This window comes from Rubrivivax soli (genome assembly GCF_049810355.1).
In the GTDB taxonomy this organism is placed as follows: Bacteria; Pseudomonadota; Gammaproteobacteria; order Burkholderiales; family Burkholderiaceae_C; genus Rubrivivax.
Window position 1 is genome coordinate 3,518,068 of sequence record NZ_CP187368.1, and the last position, 18,337, is coordinate 3,536,404.

The window sequence follows — 18,337 nt, forward strand, 5'->3', positions numbered from 1 at the left end:
TGCAACACTAGAATTTCCGCATGAACGCAACGCTACGCATGGCGCGCCCGCCACGTTCCGGGCCGCGCCCGGGCTGTTCCACGGCAGCACGGTGTGCGCTGGTGTCGCTGCTGGCGCTGGCCGCGCCGCTGGCAGGGGCGGCGCCCGTGGTGTCCAAGCCGATGCCGGCGGCGAGCGCCACGGCCCCCGCGCCCGCGGCGGCGGCGTACCAGCGCGGCATCGAAGCCCTGGCCAAGGGGGACCGCGGCGCTGCGGAGGCCGCCTTCCGGGAGGCCCTCAAGCTCGATGCCGCCCATGTGCCGTCGATGCTGGGCATGGGCGAGCTGGCGTTCCAGGCCTCTCGCGTGGACGACGCCGGCACGTGGATCGGTCAGGCCGTGAAGGCCAGGCCCGACAATGCCGATGCGCAGGCGTCGTGGGGCCGCTTCCTCGGACTCAAGGGCCGCCACGCCGAGTCCGAGGCCGCCCTGCGGCGCGCCGCCCAGCTGGACGCCCGCGCGTTCCGCCCGCGCATCGACCTCGCCGACCTGCTCGTCGCGCGCGGCCAGCTGCAGCCGGCCGCGGCGCTGTACCGCGAGGCCCTGGCGCTGAACGCCGGTCATGCCGGCGCGCGCTACGGGCTGGGCCAGACGCTGCTGCGCCTGGGCGACGTCAACGGCGCCGCCACCGAGCTCGCACAGGCCGCCCGGCTGGCTCCGGGCAACCCGCTGCCGCTCGTGGCACTGGCGCGCGCCGAACTCTCGCGCAGCAAGCCCGACGCGGCGCTGGCCGAGGTCGACAAGGCGCTGGCCATCCAGCCGGCGCTGATCGAGGCGCTGATGCTCAAGGGCGACGTGCTCGACGCGAAGGGCCAGCCCGACGCGGCGCTGCAGGCTTTCGCCGCGGCCGCCCAGGCGGCGCCCAAGCTCGGCCTGCCGCACATGCGCGCCGGCATGGTCGAGCAGCAGCGGGGCCGCATCGACGCCGCCGTGGCCGCCTACCAGCGCGCGATCGCGGCCGACCCGCAGCAGGCCTCGGCGCTGAACAACCTGGCGGCGCTGGCGGTCGAGCGCAAGCAGGACCTGGCCCAGGCCGAGGCCTGGGCGCTGAAGGCGGTGTCGCTGAACCCGCGCGCGGCGCAGTTCCACGACACGCTGGGCGCCGTGCAGCGCGCCCAGGGCAAGCGCCCCGCGGCCGTGAAGACGCTGCAGACGGCCGCGAAGCTGGCGCCGAAGGACGCCGCGATCCGCTTCCACCTGGGCCAGGCGCTGGTCGAGGCCGGCGACAAGGCGCAGGCGCGCAAGGCCCTGCAGGAGGCGCTGGCGCTGTCGGCGAACTTCCCGGGCGCCGAGCAGGCGCGGCAGCTGCTGACCACGCTCTGACGACGGGCGGCGGCCGGTGCCGGCCGCCGCGGGCTCACACCACGCGCATGTGCTCGGTGCCGGCCGCCAGGTCCTGCGTGCGTGCGCGCTTGCTGTTGAGCTTGATCTGCAGCCGCAGGTCGTTCACCGAGTCGGCGTTGCGCAGCGCGTCTTCGTAGGTGATGACGTTGCCTTCGTAGAGGTCGAACAGGCTCTGGTCGAAGGTCTGCATGCCGAGCTCGCGGCTGCGCTTCATCAGTTCCTTGATCTCGCTGACCTCGCCCTTGAAGATGAGGTCGCCGATCAGCGGCGTGTTCAGCATGATCTCGACCGCCGCGGCGCGGCCGCGGCCTTCCTGGCGCGGCATCAGGCGCTGGCTGACCAGCGCCTTCAGGTTCAGCGACAGGTCCATCAGCAGTTGTGCGCGCCGCTCTTCGGGGAAGAAGTTGATGACCCGGTCCAGCGCCTGGTTGGCGCTGTTGGCGTGCAGCGTGGCCATGCACAGGTGGCCGGTCTCGGCGAAGGCCACCGCGTGCTCCATCGTCTCGCGGTCGCGGATCTCGCCCATCAGGATGACGTCGGGCGCCTGGCGCAGCGTGTTCTTCAGCGCCTGCTCCCAGCCGTCGGTGTCGATGCCCACCTCGCGCTGCGTGACGATGCAGTTCTTGTGCGGGTGCACGAACTCCACCGGGTCCTCGATCGTGATGATGTGGCCGTAGGAATGCTCGTTGCGCCAGTCGACCATCGCCGCCAGCGAGGTGCTCTTGCCCGAGCCGGTGGCGCCGACGAAGATGACCAGGCCGCGCTTGGCCATCGCCACCTCCTTCAGCACCACGGGCAGGCCGAGCGCGTCGATGGTGGGCAGCGTCTGCGGGATCGTGCGGCAGACCAGGCCCACGTGGCCCTGCTGCATGAAGGCGTTGACGCGGAAGCGGCCGATGCCCGACGGCGAGATCGCGAAGTTGCACTCCTTCGTGCGCTCGAACTCGGCGGCCTGCTTGTCGTTCATCACCGCGCGCGCCAGCTGCAGCGTGTGCTGGCCGGTCAGCGGCTGCGGGCTGACCTTGGTGATCTTGCCGTCGACCTTGATGGCGGGCGGGAAGTCGGCGGTGAGGAACAGGTCCGAGCCGTTGCGGCCAACCATCAGCCGCAGCAGGTCGTTGACGAATTTCGATGCCTGGTCGCGTTCCATCCGTGTTCCTTCGTGCGCAGAGTCTCAAACGTCGGTCAGCAGGGCCGACAGCCGCGTGCTCACCTGGCGCAGCCGCAGCGACAGCCGCCGCGCCAGCGCCGCCAGCAGCACCAGCGCGAGCTGCGGATCTTCGCGCATCAGGCGCAGCAGCGCCTCGGTTTCCAGCACTGCGAGCAGGCAATCGGTGCGTGTCGTGCAGTCCGACGCACGCGGGCCGGCGTCGAGCAGGGCCATCTCGCCGAGCACGTCGCCGGGCCGCGCCTCGGCCAGCCGCGCCACGCGCGGGCCGCCGGTGATGTGCTCGACCGCGACGCTGCCGTCCAGCACCACCAGCATGAAGTCGCCGGGCTCGTCCTGCAGGATCAGCCGCTGCGCCGCGCGCACGCGCACGAACTGCAGGTAGCCGCTCAGTCGCTGCAGCGCTGCCGCGTCGAAGGCGCCGGCGCGGCCGCCGGCCCACAGCGTCTGCAGCGCCGCCAGGCCCGCAGCGGTGTCGGCGGCGCTGGCCGGCTCGGCCCCCACTTGCCCGGCGCGGGCGGCCCAGTGCATCTGGCGCTACCCCGGGAAGTTCTCGGGGATCTTGGCCTTGGCCCGCGCCTCGATCGGCGCGATGACGTTGCGGCGCACGAGGTCGGCCAGGTTCTGGTCCAGCGTCTGCATGCCCAGGCTCTGGCCGGTCTGGATCGAGCTGTACATCTGCGCGATCTTGTTCTCGCGGATCAAGTTCTTGATGGCCGAGGTGGCGATCATGATCTCGTGCGCCGCGACGCGGCCCGAGCCGTCCTTCAGCTTGCACAGCGTCTGCGAGATCACCGCCACGAGCGACTCCGACAGCATCGCGCGCACCATCTCCTTCTCGGCCGCGGGGAAGACGTCGACGATGCGGTCGATGGTCTTGGCGGCGCTGCTGGTGTGCAGCGTGCCGAAGACTAGGTGGCCGGTCTCGGCCGCGGTGAGCGCCAGGCGGATGGTCTCGAGGTCGCGCATCTCACCGACGAGGATCGCATCGGGGTCCTCGCGCAGCGCCGAGCGCAGCGCGTTGGCGAAGCTCAGCGTGTGCGGGCCGACCTCGCGCTGGTTGATCAGGCACTTCTTGCTCTCGTGCACGAACTCGATCGGGTCTTCCACCGTGAGCACGTGGCCGTACTCGTTCTCGTTCAGGTGGTTCACCATCGCCGCCAGCGTGGTGCTCTTGCCCGAGCCCGTGGGGCCGGTCACCAGCACGAGGCCGCGCGGCTTGAGCGCCAGCTCGGCGAAGACCTTGGGCGTGCCCAGCTGCTCCAGCGTGAGGATCTTGCTCGGGATGGTGCGGAACACCGCACCCGCGCCGCGGTTCTGGTTGAACGCGTTGACCCGGAAGCGCGCCAGCCCCTGGATCTCGAAGCTGAAGTCGCACTCGAGCGTGTCCTCGTAGTGCTTGCGCTGCGCATCGTTCATGATGTCGTACACCATGTCGTGCACGGACTTGTGGTCCAGCGCCTCGACATTGATGCGGCGCACGTCGCCGTGCACGCGGATCATCGGCGGCAGCCCGGCCGACAGGTGCAGGTCGGAAGCCTTGTTCTTGACCGAAAACGCAAGCAGCTGGGTGATATCCATGAATGACGCGCGCGCCGTGCAGGCGCGCGCCTAGAGTCTCGGGGGATTATGGGCAGCATCGGAAGCAACCTGCAAGAAGTGAAGCGGCGCATCGCCGCCGCGGCCGACGGCCGCGGGCCGCGACGCGCAAAGCGTCACGCTGCTGGCGGTGAGCAAGACCTTCGGCGCCGATGCGGTGCGCGCCGCACACGCAGCCGGGCAGCAGGACTTCGGCGAGAACTACGTGCAGGAAGCGCTGGACAAGATCGCGCAGCTGGCCGACCTGCGCGCGCAGCTGCAGTGGCACCTGATCGGACCGCTGCAGAGCAACAAGACCCGGCCCGTGGCCGAAGCCTTCGATTGGGTGCATGCGGTGGACCGGCTGAAGATCGCGCAGCGCCTGGCCGAACAACGCCCGGCGTGGCTGCCGCCGCTGCAGCTGTGCCTGCAGGTGAACGTCAGCGGCGAGGCCAGCAAGAGCGGCGTGGCGCCCGCCGACCTGCCTGCGCTGGCACAGGCCGTGGCGGCGCTGCCGGCCGCGCGCGTGCGTCTGCGCGGGCTGATGGCGATCCCCGAGCCCGCCGCCGACAGGGCGGCCCAGCGCGTGCCGCACCGGGCGCTGCGGGAACTGATGGCGGCGTTGAACGCCGGCGGCTTGCAGCTCGACACCTTGTCGATGGGCATGAGTGCCGACCTGGAAGCGGCCGTGGCCGAAGGGGCGACGCTGGTGCGCGTGGGGACGGCGATCTTCGGCCAAAGATAGGGGCCGCCCCACGCGCAGGGCCGGTGCTGGCAACCCGGGTGGGTTCAGCGCCGGCCGCCGGCCGCGGGGCCGGCACGGGCCAGGACGTGGGTCTTTCGCTGCATGGGATCCCTTTCAATGTCGGTGGACGGATGAAAGGGAAGGTCGGCGGCGCCGGGCTCTGCGCCCGTTCGCTGCCGGCAGCCCCGCTGGCATGGCGGCGTGTGCCGCTGCAGCCCGGTGGCTTTGCGTCGCCGCCTTTCGACGGGTTTGCCCTTCCCGCCGGCTGCACCGCAACCGGCCGGCCCACTCTAGCGAAGCCGCGCGCGGCGTGCGCCCCGGCCGCATGCAAATCGGCCTCAAGTGCCCCCCGTGCGTGCCGAAATCCCGATGCGAGTCGCGGGGCTTCGCCCGCGGTTCCGGCGGCACTCTTCAGGGTGCGCAGTCGCACCGCATTCCGGCTTCTTCGCGCTGATCAGAACCAACAGCAACGATTTGTAAACATCTGGATTCGCATCCCAAGTTCCAGGAGACGCCTCGATCCCCGAAGCAGCAACGCGGAGCGCATCGCGATGGCTTCACCGACCCGGTGCACCGTTCTCATCGACAGGCGCCCGACGCAGGCGCGCGAGGTCGGCGGCAAGCGCCACGTGCAGCTCATCGTGATCGGCGGTGGCGCCGACCCCGAGCTGACCGCGCTGCGCGCCGAGGTCCTGCGGCTGGGGGGCTCGGTGCGGGCGCGCCATGCCCTGGTGCGCGGCCTGACCGTGCAGCTGCCGGCCGACAAGGTGGCGCAGTTGGCGGCGCGCGACGACGTCGCCAGCATCTCGCCGAACCGCCAGGTGCGGCGCACCGCCAGCCTGCTCGATGCCAGCACCGGCGCGCTCATCGCCAACGTGCGCAACCACGGCCACGGCGGCTACAGCGGCCTGGACGGGAGCGGTGTCGGCATCGCCGTGCTCGACGCGGGCATGATGCGCGCCCACCGCAGCTTCCAGGATGCCGCGGGCCCGCCACCGCCTGCTGGTGGTCGGCGGTGCTGCTGGGGGCGGTGGTCCTGGGCTGGGCGCTGGGGGCCGTGGCCGCCAGGCAGCCCGCCGACTGGCTGCAGGTGGCCGCCGGCACGGGTATCGCGATGCTGGCCGGCTTCTTCCCGGTGCGCATCCCGCCGTCGAAGAACTCGTTCGCGGCCGGCGGGATCTTCGTCCTCCTGACGCTGCTGGGCAGGGCCCGGCCGCTGCCGTGCTGGCCGCGGCCGGCGAGGCGGCGGTGGGGTCGGGGCGCACGTCCCGGCGCTGGTGCACTGCCTCGTCAACATCCTGCTCGTCACCGCGGTCGGCCGTCTCATGCGCGGCGAGCGCATCCAGTGGTCGGACTTCTTCGCTGTCTTCGGCTGGGTCGGCATCGCCTCGGCCGGCAGTGCGGCCGTGGCCACGCTGCACGACGTCTTCCTCCAGCAGGAGGCGGCCGAGGCCGCGCGCCACGTGCGCGAGCTTGAGGCCATCCAGCGCCTTCGGCTACGAACGCGCCGAGGACGTGCTGCGCAACGCCGACACCGCGATGTCCAAGGCCAAGGCCGCGGGCAAGGCGCGCTACGCGCTGTTCGACACCAGGCTGCACACCGAGGTGGCCGACCAGCCGCTGTTCGCGCTGGACAGCGGGCAGCTGCTGGGCGTCGAGGCGCTGGCGCGCTGGCGCCACCCCACCGACGGCAGCAACGGCCCCCACGCCTTCCTTCCGATCGCCGAGGAATCGGGCCTGATGCCGCGGCTGACCGACGTCGTGCTGCACAGCGCGCTGCTGGCGCGCGTGACGCGGGCGTTGATCGAAGCCGGCGTGCGCCCGCGCCACCTGACGCTGGAGCTGACCGAGAACATCCTGATGTCGCGGCTGGAAGGCGCGCTGCCGCAGCTGGCCGAGCTGCGCCGCATGGGCGTGGGCCGGGCGGTGGACGACTTCGGCACCGGCGACTCGTCGCTCGCGCACCTGTCGTCGCTGCCCATCGACTGCCTGAAGATCGACCGCAGCTTCGTGCACGCGCTCAGCGCCGGCTCGAACGAGGCCGCGGTGGTGCGGGCCATCGTGCTGCTGGGCCAGTCGCTGGGCAGGAGCATCGTCGCCGAGGGCATCGAGACCGAGGCGCAGCGCGCGCGGCTGGCCGCGATGGGCTGCGACATCGGCCACGGCTACCTGCTGGGCCGGCCGCTGACGCCCGAGGACGCGCTGGCGCTGCTGCAGGCCACGCCGACGACGGCGCGCCGGTGCTGCACTGAGGCAGCGCGGCGGTCTGCGCTACACCGCCAGCCGCGAGCTGTTCTTCACCTCTTCCATCACCGCGTAGGTGCGTGTCTCGCGCACGCCGGGCAGGGTCCAGATGACGCTGCCGATGAACTCGCGGTAGGCCGCCATGTCGGCCACGCGCGTCTTCAGCAGGTAGTCGAAGCCGCCGGCCACGAGGTGCGCCTCCAGGATCTCGGGCCGCACCTGCACCGCGGCCTTGAAGGTGTCCATCACGTCGTGCACGGTGCGGTCGAGCAGGATCTCGACGAACACCAGCAGCCCCTGGCCCAGCTTCACCGGATTCAGCTTCGCCTCGTAGCCGAGGATGTAGCCGTCGCGCGACAGGCGCTTCACGCGTTCCAGCACCGCGGTGGGCGACAGGTGCACGGCCTCGGCCAGCTTCAGGTTGCTGATGCGGCCGTCGGCCTGCAGCACCCGCAGGATGCGGCGGTCGATCTTGTCGATGTCGCGGGGGGCGCTGGTGCTGGAGGTATCCATGGTGCAGGATTCTCCGTCAGGCGGGGCAGATTCCGAATCTCCTGCGGAGCCCCCGCCGCGACACTGCCGCATCTCACCAGACGAGGCCCGACGATGCCCACCCCTGCTGCCTTGGTTGCTCCGGCCCCCGCCGCCCGCCTGCCCTTCCCGTACCGCGCCGAGGTCGAGGTCGTCGCCACCGCGCTGGCGCGCGTGCGCGGCAGCCTCGACTGGCCCGCGGTGGTGGCCACCGCAGCACCCTGGGTGCAGGCCGTGCGTGCGCAGCCGGCGCCGTTCTGGGCGATGGAGTCGCTGCTGCGCGAGTATCCGATCAGCAGCGCCGAGGGCCTGGCGCTGATGCGGCTGGCCGAAGCGCTGCTGCGCGTGCCCGACGCCGAGACCGCGGTCGCGCTCACCGCCGACCAGCTGGGCCGCGCCGACTTCGACGGCGCCGCCGACGACGGCCCGCACAAGATGCTGGCCAACCTGTCGGCCAGCGCCATCGCGCTGTCCAAGCGTTTCCTGCCCGACAGCGTGCAGCCGCCGGGGCTGCTGCAGCGCCTGGGCGCGCGCACCGTGGTCGCGGCCACCGTGCGCGCGATCCAGCTGCTGGGGCGGCAGTTCGTGCTGGGCCGCTCGATCCAGGAAGCGATGGACGAAGCCGCCGGCCAGCGCCGCGCGCAGGCCGGGCTGCGCTTCAGCTACGACATGCTGGGCGAGGGCGCGCGCACCGAGGACGACGCCGAGCGCTACCTCGCCAGCTACGCGAACGCCATCGCGGCCATCGCCGGCGGCCGCGTGGCGGCGTCGCCCATGGCGTCGGACGGCATCTCGATCAAGCTCAGCGCGCTGTTCTCGCGCTACGAAGACGCGCAGCGCGACCGCGTCTTCGCCACGCTGCTGCCACGGGTGTGGCGCCTGATCGAACCCGCGGCGCAGGCCAACATCAACCTCACCATCGACGCCGAGGAAAGCGACCGCCTGGAGCTGAGCCTGGACGTGCTGGACGCGCTGGCCGCGCGCGTGGCCGCCGCCTTCCCCGGCTGGCAGGGCCTGGGCCTGGCGGTGCAGGCCTACCAGACGCGCTCGCTCGAAGTGGTGGACACGGTGGCCGCGATCGCGCGCCGCCACGGGCTGAAGTTCATGGTGCGGCTGGTGAAGGGCGCGTACTGGGACGGCGAGGTCAAGCGCGCGCAGGAAGGCGGCTTGCCCGGGTATCCGGTGTTCACGCACAAGCACCACACCGACATCGCCTACCTCGCCTGCGCCAGTGCGCTGATCGGCCACGCCGACGTGATCTACCCGCAGTTCGCGACGCACAACGCCGGCACCATCGCGGCCATCGTGCAGCTGGCGCGCCGGGCGAACGCCGGCGCGGGCGCGCCGTTCGAGCTGCAGCGTCTGCACGGCATGGGCGAGGGCGTGTACCGCGAGGTGCTGCGCGACCCGGCCATCGCCTGCCGTGTGTATGCACCGGTGGGCGAACACCGCGACCTGCTGGCCTACCTGGTGCGGCGGCTGCTGGAGAACGGCGCCAACTCGTCGTTCGTGCACCAGCTGGCCGACGAGCACGTCAGCGCCGAGCAGCTGCTGGCCTCGCCGCTGCAGGCCGCCCCGGGCCCGGCGCTGCCGCTGCCGGAGGCCCTGTACGGCGCCACGCGGCCGAACGCGCGCGGCGTGGACCTGGCCTGCATCGCCCAGCGCGCCCCGCTGCAGGCGGCGCTGGCCGGCGTGCAGATCGAGCCCGTGGCCGAGGTCGGCCCTGCCGACGTCGAGGCCGCGATGCAGCGCCTGCAGGCCGGCTTCGCGGCCTGGGACACGCGCCCGGTGGCCGAACGCGCGGCGGTGCTGCAGCGGGCAGCCGACCTGCTGGAAGCGCGCCTGCCCGAGTACTGCGCTTTGCTGGTGAAGGAAGCGCACAAGACCCTGGGCGACTGCGTGGCCGAGGTGCGCGAGGCGGTGGACTTCTGCCGCTACTACGCCGAACAGGCCGTGGCCCGCCTCGGGCCACAGACCCTGCCCGGCCCCACCGGCGAAAGCAACACGCTGCGCCTGCACGGGCGCGGTGTCTTCGTCTGCATCAGCCCGTGGAACTTCCCGCTGGCCATCTTTGCCGGCCAGGTGGTGGCGGCGCTGGTGGCGGGCAACACGGTGGCCGCCAAGCCGGCCGAGCAGACGCCGGTGGTGGCGCGCCGCTTCGTCGCGCTGCTGCACGAATCGGGCGTGCCCGCCGACGCCGTGGCCTGGCTGCACGGCGCCGGCGAGACCGTGGGCGCCGCGCTCGTGGCGCACCCGGCGACCGCCGGCGTGTGCTTCACCGGCAGCACGCCGGTGGCGCGTCTGATCAACCGCACGCTGGCCGCCAAGGACGGCCCCATCGTGCCGCTGGTCGCCGAGACCGGCGGCCTCAACGCGATGGTGGTCGACAGCACCGCGCTGCCCGAGCAGGTCGTGGACGCGGTGGTGCAGAGCGCCTTCCGCAGCGCCGGCCAGCGCTGCAGCGCGCTGCGCCTGCTGTGCGTGCACGAGGCCGTCGCCGACGGCGTGATCGCCATGCTGCGCGGGGCGCTCGCCGAGTTGAATGTCGGCGATCCGGCGGAGCTCGCCACCGACGTCGGCCCGGTGATCGACGACGAGGCCTACGCCGGCATCCAGCGCCACGTGCAGCGCCTGCGCGGCGAGGCCCGGCTGCTCGGCGAGACGGCAGTGGCGTCCGCCTTCCCGCGGCTGGTGGCGCCGGTGGCCTTCGAGATCGGCCGCATCGCCGAGCTGCAGACCGAGATCTTCGGCCCGGTGCTGCACGTGGTGCGCTGGGGTGGGGACGTGATGGACGTGGTGCGCCAGATCAACGCGCTGGGCTACGGCCTGACGCTCGGGGTGCAGACGCGCATCGACAGCCGCGCGCTGCGCATCGCCGACGCGGCGCGCATCGGCAACGTCTACGTCAACCGCAACATGATCGGCGCCGTCGTCGGCGTGCAGCCTTTCGGCGGCGAAGGCCTGAGCGGCACCGGCCCGAAGGCCGGCGGCCCGCACTACCTGTATCGCTTCTGCGCCGAGCAGACCCTGACCATCAACACCGCCGCCGCGGGCGGCAACGCCGAGCTGCTGGCCGCCATGGGATCGGCGGGCGCCTAGTTCAAGTACATGCCGAGATAGCGCCGGCCCTGGCTCACCACCTGCGGGTCGGGGCAGACGTCGAACCACTCCACGAGCTGGCGGCGCGCGGCCTCGCGCTGCTCGGCCTTGTCGCGCAGCACCACTTCGAGCAGCTGGTCGAAGGCGGCGGCGAAGTCGCCGCGGTGGGCGAGGATCGCGGCCAGCTGGAAGCGCGCCTCGAAGTCCTTCTTGTTCGCCGCGATGCGCTCCAGCAGCGCCGCCGGGTCGCCGGCCGGCGCGTCGGACGCCATCAGCTTCAGCTGCGCCTGCAGCTGCGCGTGGCGCGCGCTGCGCGTGTCGGCGGGCAGGCTGTCCAGCAGCGCCTGCGCGTCGTCGAAGGCGCCCTCGGCGATCAGCGCTTCGGCCTCGTCGAGCGGGTCGGCCTCGCTGCTGCCCACTTCATTGGCCTCGCCGTCGATGACGTCGGCGCCCAGGTGGCGGTCCAGGAACTGGCGCACCTGGCCTTCGGGCAGCGCGCCCATGAACTGGTCGACCGGGCGGCCGCCGATCAGCAGCGTCACCATCGGAATGCTGCGCACGCCGAGTGCCGCGGCCACCTGCGGCGAGGTGTCGGTGTTCAGCTTGGCCAGCACGAAGCGGCCGTTGTAGGCGCGCGCCAGCTTCTCCAGCACCGGCGTCAGTGCGCGGCAGGGGCCGCACCACGGCGCCCAGCAGTCCAGCAGCACCGGCACCTGCAGGCTGCGTTCGAGCACGGCGCTCTCGAAGTCGGCGTCGGAGACGTCGACGATCCACGGGTCGGCGGAAGGTGTCGCTTGCATGGCGGGTTCAGTCGAGCTTGATGCCCAGGCGCGTGATGACGGGGCCCCAGCGCTGCACGTCGGCGTCGATGGCGCGCTTGAAGTCGGCCGCGCTGCCGCCGACGATGGTCAGGCCCTGCGCCTGCATGCCCTGGCGCACGGCGGCGTCCTGCAGCACGGCGTTGCCGTCGGCGTTGACCTTCTGCACCACCGCGTCGGGCGTGCCGGCGGGCATGAAGAAGCCGTTCCAGGCCAGCGACTCGACGTTGCGGTAGCCGCTCTCGGCCAGCGTCGGCAGGTCCTTCAGGCTGTCGGGGCGCTGCGCGCTGCTGACGGCCAGCAGCCGCACCTTGTTGTTGCGCACGTGCGGCAGCAGCGCCGGCGCCACCATGAAGGTGGCGTCGGCATCGCCTTGCGCCACGGCCATCGCAGCCGGCGGCGAGCCGTTGAACGGCACGTGCGTGGCCGGGAAGCCGGCTTCGCTGAGGAACAGCTCCATCGTCAGGTGGGCCGAGCTGCCGTTGCCCAGCGACGAGTAGTTCACCTTGCCGCCCTGCGTCTTCGCCCAGGCCACGAACTCGGCCACGGTCCTGGCCGGCACCTTGTCGGCGTTGACGGCCAGCACGTTGGCCTGGCTGGTCGTCATCAGCACCGGCACCAGGTCCTTCGCCGGGTCGTAGGGCATCTTCTTGTACAGGAAGGGGCCGAAGGCGATGGGGCCGTTGAAGCCGATCGCCATCGTGTGGCCGTCGCTGGCCTTGGCCGCGATGTCCAGCCCCAGCATGCCGCCGGCACCGGGCTTGTTCTCGATGACGACGGCCTGGCCCCAGCGCGCGGCGAGCTTGTCGCCCATCGAACGCGCGATCAGGTCCAGCGAGCTGCCCGGGCCGGTGGGCACGACGATGCGCACCGTCTTCGTGGGCCAGGCGGGCTGCGCCTGCACGGCGGCGGGCAGCGCGAACGCGCCGGCGGCAGCGGCGCAGGCGAGGGTGAGGAGGCGACGACGCGACACGGGGAGGGCTCCAGTCAGACCGCGCAGGCACGATGCGCTGCACAGCCCGCCATGCTAGCCCAGCGGCTCCGCTGCCCGCCACGGGGACGGCCCCGGGGACGGGGCCGCAGCAGCCAACCCGTCTACTGCCGCTTGCCGCTGAACTGCCCCTGCGCGTTGCCGTCGCTGCTGCGCCAGGTGCCGATGATGTCGCCGGTGTTCGGGTTGATGAAGCCGGTGAACTGCGCCACCACCGCCTGTTTCTGGTCCACCGCCATCAGCAGCATGGTGCCGTTGGCCTGCACCGCGCCACCCACCTGCAGGTTGCCTGCGCGCGGCGACTGGCCGAAGCCCGTGACCTGTCCGTTGGTGCCCACCACGAGCGACAGCGTGCCCTGCTCGCTGCCGTTGTACTGGCCGGTGAACGCACCGAACATGCCGGCCGGCAGCGCCGCGTCGTAGCCGGGTGCGGCGACGTTGGGCAGCACGACGGTGCCCGGCGCCACGACGACCCGATCGCGCGGTGCCGGCGACACGACCACCCCGGCCGGCGCCAGCGTGGCTGCCGGCGCGGCCGGCGTGAGCGGCGTCGCCTGCACCGAGTTGGCGGCGTTGGCGCGCGACGCCTCCGAGCGCGCCCGCACCAGCGACGGCTTGTCGCGCACCGACTGCACGATCTTGTTGTAGTTGTCCAGCAGGCTGGCCGCGATCAGCTTGCCCTCGGGCGTCTTCGTGAAGCCGCCACCGCCGGCCCAGCCCAGACCGCCCCAGCCCCAGCCGCCGACGGCGAAGTTCATCTTGCTGGCCTTGCCCTCGGCGCTGGCGACCTGGATGCCCGAGCGCACGTCGGCCACCAGCAGCGTGGTCTCGGCCTCCTTGAACTTCACGCCGCCGGCGAGCCCGCCGAGCGCACCCAGCGCGCCGCCGGCGCGGCCCAGCAGCCCGCCGATGGCGCCCCCGATGCCGCCGGTGTCGCCCGAGAACTGCACCGTGGGCGTCATCACGAAGTCGGCCACCGCCATCTGGCCGCCGCCGACGTTGGCATCGGCCTGCAGCTGGCCCTGCGCGGCGAGCGCACGTTCCTGCTGCAGGTTCTGCATCGCGACGCCGCGTTCGACGACGGCGAAACAGCCCGATTCCTGCACCAGCATGCGCAGCATCACCGCCGGCGAGCCCAGGCCGTAGCGTGACAGCCCGCTCATCACGTGGGCCTGCGGCTCCGCCACGGCCAGCGTGCCGAGCTCCTGGCTGCACTTCTCGACGCTGGGCGCGTCGGCGGCCAGCGCGGGCAGGGCGAGTGCGGTGAACGGCAGCAGCAGGCAGCGGACCGCGGCGGTCCGGAAGATCGGTGTGGGCATGGTGGAGTCCTCGGGGAAGTCGCGGGCGCGGTGCGTGGCTGCACCCGCGCTGCAAAAAGCCCGCGAGTCTGCCGTGCGGCGCGCGGCGCGGCCATCCCCAAGGCGAGAGAGGGGGGCGCGGCGCCCCCGGGTCGCGGGGAGGGGCTGACGCTGCTGCACTGAGCCGCAGCAGCGCCGCCGGCCGGTCAGGGGTACAGGCCGCGTTCCTCGCGGGCCGTCAGGATGCGCTCGCACGCCACCGCGAAGGTGGCGGTGCGCAGCGTGATCTTGTGGCGGTCCGCGGTGTCCCAGATCTTCTTCAGCGCGCCGATCATGATCTTGTCCAGGCGCACGTTGATCTCGTCTTCGGTCCAGAAGAAGCTGCTGAAGTCCTGCACCCACTCGAAGTAGCTGACCGTCACGCCGCCGGCGTTGCAGATGACGTCGGGCACGACCAGCACGCCGCGGTCGGCCAGGATGTCGTCGGCCGTGGGCACGGTGGGGCCGTTCGCGCCTTCGAGCACGAGCCGGGCCTTCAGGCGCCGGGCGCGTTCCGCGGTGATCTGGCCTTCGAGCGCTGCAGGGATCAGGATGTCGCAGCGCACGTCCCAGAACTCCTCGTTGCCCATCGCCTCGGCGCCCTGGAAGCCGCCGACGCCGCCGGTGGCCTTCACGTGCGCGGTGATGTCGGCGATGTCGAAGCCGTTGTCGTTGTAGATCGTGCCGGTGTGGTCCTGCGCGGCCACGATCTTCGCCCCCGCCTGCGCGAACAGCTCGGCGGCCGACGAGCCGACGTTGCCGAAGCCCTGCACCGCCACGCGGGCGCCTTCGAGCTCCATGCCCAGGCGGCGCGCCGCTTCACGCCCGGTGACGAAGACGCCGCGGCCGGTGGCCTTCACGCGGCCCAGGCTGCCGCCCAGGTGGATGGGCTTGCCGGTGACGACGCCGGTGGCGGTGCTGCCGGTGTTCATCGAGTACGTGTCCATCATCCACGCCATGATCTGCGGGTTGGTGTTCACGTCGGGCGCCGGGATGTCCTGCTGCGGCCCGATGATGATGCCGATCTCGCTGGTGTAGCGGCGCGTCATGCGCTCCAGCTCCTTGTGGCTGAGCTTCTTCGGGTCGACCCGGATGCCGCCCTTGGCGCCGCCGTAGGGCAGGTTGACGGCGGCGTTCTTGATGCTCATCCAGGCCGCCAGCGCCATCACCTCTTCCAGCGTGACGTCGGGGTGGTAGCGCACGCCGCCCTTGCCCGGGCCGCGGCTCAGGTTGTGCTGCACCCGGTAGCCCTCGAAGTGCGTGACCTCGCCGTTGTCCAGCTCGATGGGGATGTCGACGATCAGCGCGCGCTTCGGGCGCTTGAGCGTGTCGGCCCAGCGCGCCAGGTGACCCAGGTACGGGATCACGCGGTCGACCTGGCTGATGTAGGTGCCCCAGGGGCTGTCGGCCGACGGGTGGACGAAAGAGAGAGGTTCGGTCATCGGGAGTCCTTGTGCTTTCCTTGTGCGAATGGGCTGGCACGGGCAACGGCGGCGTGGCCTCGTGGGCCGCACCGGTGTGCGTGCCGGCCTGGCGCCGCACTGTAGGCGGCGGCGCGCGCGGCGGCACGGCCGGGTCATGCGACCTGTGCATGACCCCAGCAAGAGCCTCGTATGGACGCCGTGGCAGGCCGCCGCGGCGGGGTTCAGGCCGGCACGAACCAGCCTGTGCGCAGCAGGGCCTCGGCGTCGCCGGCGTCGACGTCCAGCGCCTGCCCGGCGGCGCGCAGCGTGTAGGGGCTGGCGCCGCTGGGGCTGGGCAGCACCATCGGCACCGGGCCGCGGTAGTGCAGCGTCACGCGCGCAGGTGCCCGCGCCGCATCGCGCGCGCGGGGTGGCGCGGCGGGTGTCGCGCGCAAGCCGTTGCCGCGGTTCAGGGTGGCGCGGCGGCCGCTGCAGCAGGTCATGGCAGGTCCTTCGTGGTCAGTTTCTCGATGACGCAGGCGCCGCCGGAGACGGCCAGCCACAGCGCCAGTCCGGCCGGCAGCGGCCACTGCCAGTGCAACGACAGCCAGGTCGCGGCGGGCGCCGCCCACCACAGGCTCTGGCAGTAGGGGCAGTCCATCCAGCGGCCCCAGTAGCCGTCGCCCGCGGCCCGGCGCAGGCGCACGACGGCGTCCCAGGGGCCGTCCTCGTGCGCCACCAGGTGGCCGAGCCGCCAGACGGCGAGCACGGCCACCACCACCTGCAGCCAGGGGTCGTCCACGGCGTCAGGGCGCGGCGTTGATCACCGAGAACGCGACGCTGGGCCAGATGGCCACCGGCGCCGGGTCGTACTGCCAGGCCGGCGTCTTGAGGTGGCCGCCGTCGCCGCCGCTCGGGTTGAACGCGCGGCTCGAGACGTAGCCGCCGAAGCCGTAGGTGCCCTCGGCGGTGCTGCCGCCAGGCAGCCTGTAGACGACCTGCAGGGTCTGGTCGTTGTCGTTGACGGCCGTGTGCCAGTGTTCGTAGACCAGGCTCGCGGCGCCTGGCTGCACGCCGCCCGTGCCGCTGACGAACTCGAACCCGCCGGCGCCGCAGCTGCTGGGCCACAGCTGCACCGCACGCAGGTGGCGGGCCGCGGCGGCCAGCGTGACGCGGAAGTACACGTCGGCCGGCGTGGTGCCGCGCCGCACCACCGGGCACACGCCGCCCAGCGGCTGCCAGGCGCCGCCGGGCGAGAAGCTCCACGCGACGTCGAAGACGCCGCTGGGCGTGGTGTTGTCGACGTTGAAGACCACCGACGCCGATTCCGAGGTGACGCTGCTGCCGCCGTTGCCCAGCTGCAGCGTGAGCCGGTAGCGGCCGTTGGCGAAGTTCTGCGTCGGCCAGTCCATCAGCAGGTCCTGCGGCATGAACGGGTTGGGGCCGGCCGGCAGGGCGATGGGGTACCAGCCGGCGGCGTCGGCCACGGGGTGGTGCCATTCGGCGTTGCCCGCGCCGTCGAGCCGGAACAGCGGCCAGGTCAGGCCCAGGATGGGCGCCTTCGCGCTCCAGGTGGCGCCGCTGTCGGTGCTGTACTCGAAGACGATGCGGTAGCGGCTGGCCTTCTTGTCGGTCTTGTTGCAGCCGTACAGCGAGACCACGCGCATGAAGGGCGAGGCGGCATCGGGGTTGGGCAGCGGGTCGGCGAACAGCTGCGTGGGGTGCGGTCGGTTGGTGCGCAACGCATAACCTTCCACGGGGTCGTACAGCGTCGGCTCGGCAGCCACCGGCATGCGCCCGGCCATCACGATGGCCGGCACGTTGCCGCAGGGGATGCCGGTGGGGCCGCACAGCACGCCGGCGCGTGCCTGCGGGCCGGCCTCCAGCGTCAGCGGGCCGATGCTGGTGTCGCCCCAGCGCACCTGGAAGTGCGTCTCGCCGTAGATCGTCTCTTCGCTGCCGTCGCCGTTGATGTCCTGCGTGACGCGGAAGGTGATGTCGGGCACGTCGAGGATGGGCGTCCACTGCGGCACCAGCTGGGTCACGCAGCGCTTGAACGGGCCGATGGAGCGCCGCAGGTCCAGGCCCTTCAGCTGCGCCGGGTCCAGGCGCAGCCTGGCCGTGAGGCTCTTCGCCGCGTCGGCGGCGGCCGCTGCGCCGCCGTCCTTGCCCCGCGCGCCGCCGGCCATCGCCTGCTTCAGGTCGGCGGGCAGCGGCGGCGGCAGTTCCAGCGTGTGGCCCGGGGCGTTCAGCGCCGACTGCCGTACGCGTGCGTCGCCGCCGAAGCCGGTGTGCGCCTGCAGGGCCTGCAGCCGCTGCACGGTGGCGTCGCCCAGCGCGTGCGACAGGCGGGTCAGCGCCAGGCCGCGGTCGAGCGGCGTGAAGGGGTCGCCCGTGGGGTCGAAGAAGGGATCGATCGGCGGCGGGTCGCCCGGCAGGCGCGGGATGCGCGGGTCGATCTGCTCGACGAGGTCGCGCAGGTTGGGGCGCTCGAAGATGACCGGGAAGCACACGCGCTCGGCGCGCCAACGCAGCACCCAGTCGATGTCGAAGCGCGGCACCCAGACGCAGAAGTTGCCGCAGGCGTCGGTGCGGGCGCTGGCGATGACCTCGCGCCGGCACGCGAACGGGAAGTACCAGGCCCAGGGCGAGCCGGCGGGGAAGTAGCCGAGCAGCGAGCAGTCGGTGTCTTCCACCAGCACCGTGGCGTAGGGCACGGGGTAGGCCACGCCGGTGGCCGGGTCGGTCTTCACCACCTGGCCGCAGATCTTGCGGAACATCAAGAGCTGCGGCTCGATCTGGAAGCGCAGGCGCTCGCCGATCGCGGACACCGTGAGCCCGGCGAGCCTCTCGGCCTGCACGCCGCTGACGGCCGACAGGCGCAGCGCCTGGGTCTTGCTGAGCTTCTGCGTCGTGGGGTCGAACTCGGCGGGTGCGCGTGCGGGCACGCCCGGAACAGTCTTGGTCGCCATCGTCAGTCTCCTCGTGCGTGCTGCAACCGTGCAGCCGTCGCGGTCACTGTAGGAAGCGGGCCGGCTGCC

General features: G+C 72.3%; 14 protein-coding genes, 2 pseudogenes and 1 riboswitch. Of the genes and pseudogenes, 5 read left to right on the forward strand and 11 right to left on the reverse strand.

Going from position 1 to position 18,337, the window contains the following annotated elements:
- Window positions 1-20: 20 nt before the first annotated feature.
- Window positions 21-1,361 carry a tetratricopeptide repeat protein gene (locus ACPOLB_RS16070; protein WP_425257021.1) on the forward strand — a complete coding sequence of 447 codons (1,341 nt, stop codon included), beginning with the start codon at window positions 21-23 and terminating at the stop codon, window positions 1,359-1,361.
- 34 nt (window positions 1,362-1,395) lie between these two features.
- Here the strand turns inward: ACPOLB_RS16070 and ACPOLB_RS16075 are convergent, their stop codons facing one another.
- The 3 genes from ACPOLB_RS16075 to ACPOLB_RS16085 are packed head-to-tail and all read right to left on the reverse strand — an operon-like array spanning window position 1,396 to window position 4,131.
- Window positions 1,396-2,532 carry a PilT/PilU family type 4a pilus ATPase gene (locus ACPOLB_RS16075; protein WP_425257022.1) on the reverse strand — a complete coding sequence of 379 codons (1,137 nt, stop codon included), beginning with the start codon at window positions 2,530-2,532 and terminating at the stop codon, window positions 1,396-1,398.
- Window positions 2,533-2,556: 24 nt separating this feature from the next.
- Window positions 2,557-3,081, reverse strand: a complete 525-nt coding sequence (locus ACPOLB_RS16080; RefSeq protein WP_425257023.1) for a cyclic nucleotide-binding domain-containing protein — start codon at window positions 3,079-3,081, stop codon at window positions 2,557-2,559.
- A gap of 6 nt (window positions 3,082-3,087) precedes the next feature.
- Window positions 3,088-4,131, reverse strand: a complete 1,044-nt coding sequence (locus ACPOLB_RS16085; protein WP_425257024.1) for a type IV pilus twitching motility protein PilT — start codon at window positions 4,129-4,131, stop codon at window positions 3,088-3,090.
- Between the two features lie 48 nt (window positions 4,132-4,179).
- Between ACPOLB_RS16085 and ACPOLB_RS16090 the strand changes: the two are divergent.
- The 3 genes and pseudogenes from ACPOLB_RS16090 to ACPOLB_RS16100 form a co-directional block, all read left to right on the forward strand.
- A pseudogene (locus ACPOLB_RS16090) lies at window positions 4,180-4,873 on the forward strand (YggS family pyridoxal phosphate-dependent enzyme).
- Window positions 4,874-5,048: 175 nt separating this feature from the next.
- Window positions 5,049-5,137: riboswitch (cyclic di-GMP riboswitch) on the reverse strand.
- Between the two features lie 287 nt (window positions 5,138-5,424).
- The gene (locus ACPOLB_RS16095) at window positions 5,425-6,066 is read left to right on the forward strand and encodes a hypothetical protein (protein ID WP_425257025.1); all 642 of its coding nucleotides are present in this window, start codon (window positions 5,425-5,427) and stop codon (window positions 6,064-6,066) included.
- Window positions 6,067-6,412: 346 nt separating this feature from the next.
- Window positions 6,413-6,997 (forward strand): annotated as a pseudogene (locus ACPOLB_RS16100) (EAL domain-containing protein); the annotation flags it as partial.
- A gap of 147 nt (window positions 6,998-7,144) precedes the next feature.
- On the opposite strand, the gene ACPOLB_RS16105 reads toward ACPOLB_RS16100, so the two are convergent.
- Window positions 7,145-7,630, reverse strand: coding sequence for an Lrp/AsnC ligand binding domain-containing protein (locus ACPOLB_RS16105; RefSeq protein ID WP_425261935.1), 486 nt, complete (start codon window positions 7,628-7,630; stop codon window positions 7,145-7,147).
- Window positions 7,631-7,723: 93 nt separating this feature from the next.
- Between ACPOLB_RS16105 and ACPOLB_RS16110 the strand changes: the two genes are divergently transcribed.
- A complete protein-coding gene (locus tag ACPOLB_RS16110) occupies window positions 7,724-10,747 on the forward strand; it encodes an L-glutamate gamma-semialdehyde dehydrogenase (protein ID WP_425261936.1) in 3,024 nt (1,007 codons plus the stop codon).
- On the opposite strand, the gene ACPOLB_RS16115 is transcribed toward ACPOLB_RS16110, so the two are convergent.
- The 7 genes from ACPOLB_RS16115 to ACPOLB_RS16145 all read right to left on the reverse strand — a co-directional run bounded on the left by ACPOLB_RS16115 (window position 10,744) and on the right by ACPOLB_RS16145 (window position 18,268).
- Window positions 10,744-11,547: a tetratricopeptide repeat protein gene (locus ACPOLB_RS16115; protein ID WP_425257026.1), complete on the reverse strand. Its 804-nt coding sequence runs from the start codon at window positions 11,545-11,547 to the stop codon at window positions 10,744-10,746. The two genes, ACPOLB_RS16110 and ACPOLB_RS16115, sit on opposite strands and share 4 nt — an antisense overlap.
- Before the next feature lie 7 nt (window positions 11,548-11,554).
- On the reverse strand, window positions 11,555-12,538 hold the full coding sequence (locus ACPOLB_RS16120; protein WP_425257027.1) for a Bug family tripartite tricarboxylate transporter substrate binding protein: 984 nt from the start codon (window positions 12,536-12,538) through the stop codon (window positions 11,555-11,557).
- A gap of 122 nt (window positions 12,539-12,660) precedes the next feature.
- The gene (locus tag ACPOLB_RS16125) at window positions 12,661-13,875 is read right to left on the reverse strand and encodes a CsgG/HfaB family protein (RefSeq protein WP_425257028.1); all 1,215 of its coding nucleotides are present in this window, start codon (window positions 13,873-13,875) and stop codon (window positions 12,661-12,663) included.
- A 185-nt stretch (window positions 13,876-14,060) separates the two neighbouring features.
- Window positions 14,061-15,335 carry a Glu/Leu/Phe/Val family dehydrogenase gene (locus tag ACPOLB_RS16130; protein ID WP_425257029.1) on the reverse strand — a complete coding sequence of 425 codons (1,275 nt, stop codon included), beginning with the start codon at window positions 15,333-15,335 and terminating at the stop codon, window positions 14,061-14,063.
- A gap of 203 nt (window positions 15,336-15,538) precedes the next feature.
- Window positions 15,539-15,799: a hypothetical protein gene (locus tag ACPOLB_RS16135; RefSeq protein WP_425257030.1), complete on the reverse strand. Its 261-nt coding sequence runs from the start codon at window positions 15,797-15,799 to the stop codon at window positions 15,539-15,541.
- A complete protein-coding gene (locus ACPOLB_RS16140) occupies window positions 15,796-16,098 on the reverse strand; it encodes a hypothetical protein (protein ID WP_425257031.1) in 303 nt (100 codons plus the stop codon). The genes ACPOLB_RS16135 and ACPOLB_RS16140 overlap by 4 nt, the downstream gene beginning before the upstream one ends.
- A 4-nt stretch (window positions 16,099-16,102) precedes the next feature.
- Window positions 16,103-18,268, reverse strand: coding sequence for a hypothetical protein (locus ACPOLB_RS16145; RefSeq protein ID WP_425257032.1), 2,166 nt, complete (start codon window positions 18,266-18,268; stop codon window positions 16,103-16,105).
- Between the last annotated feature and the right edge of the window lie 69 nt (window positions 18,269-18,337).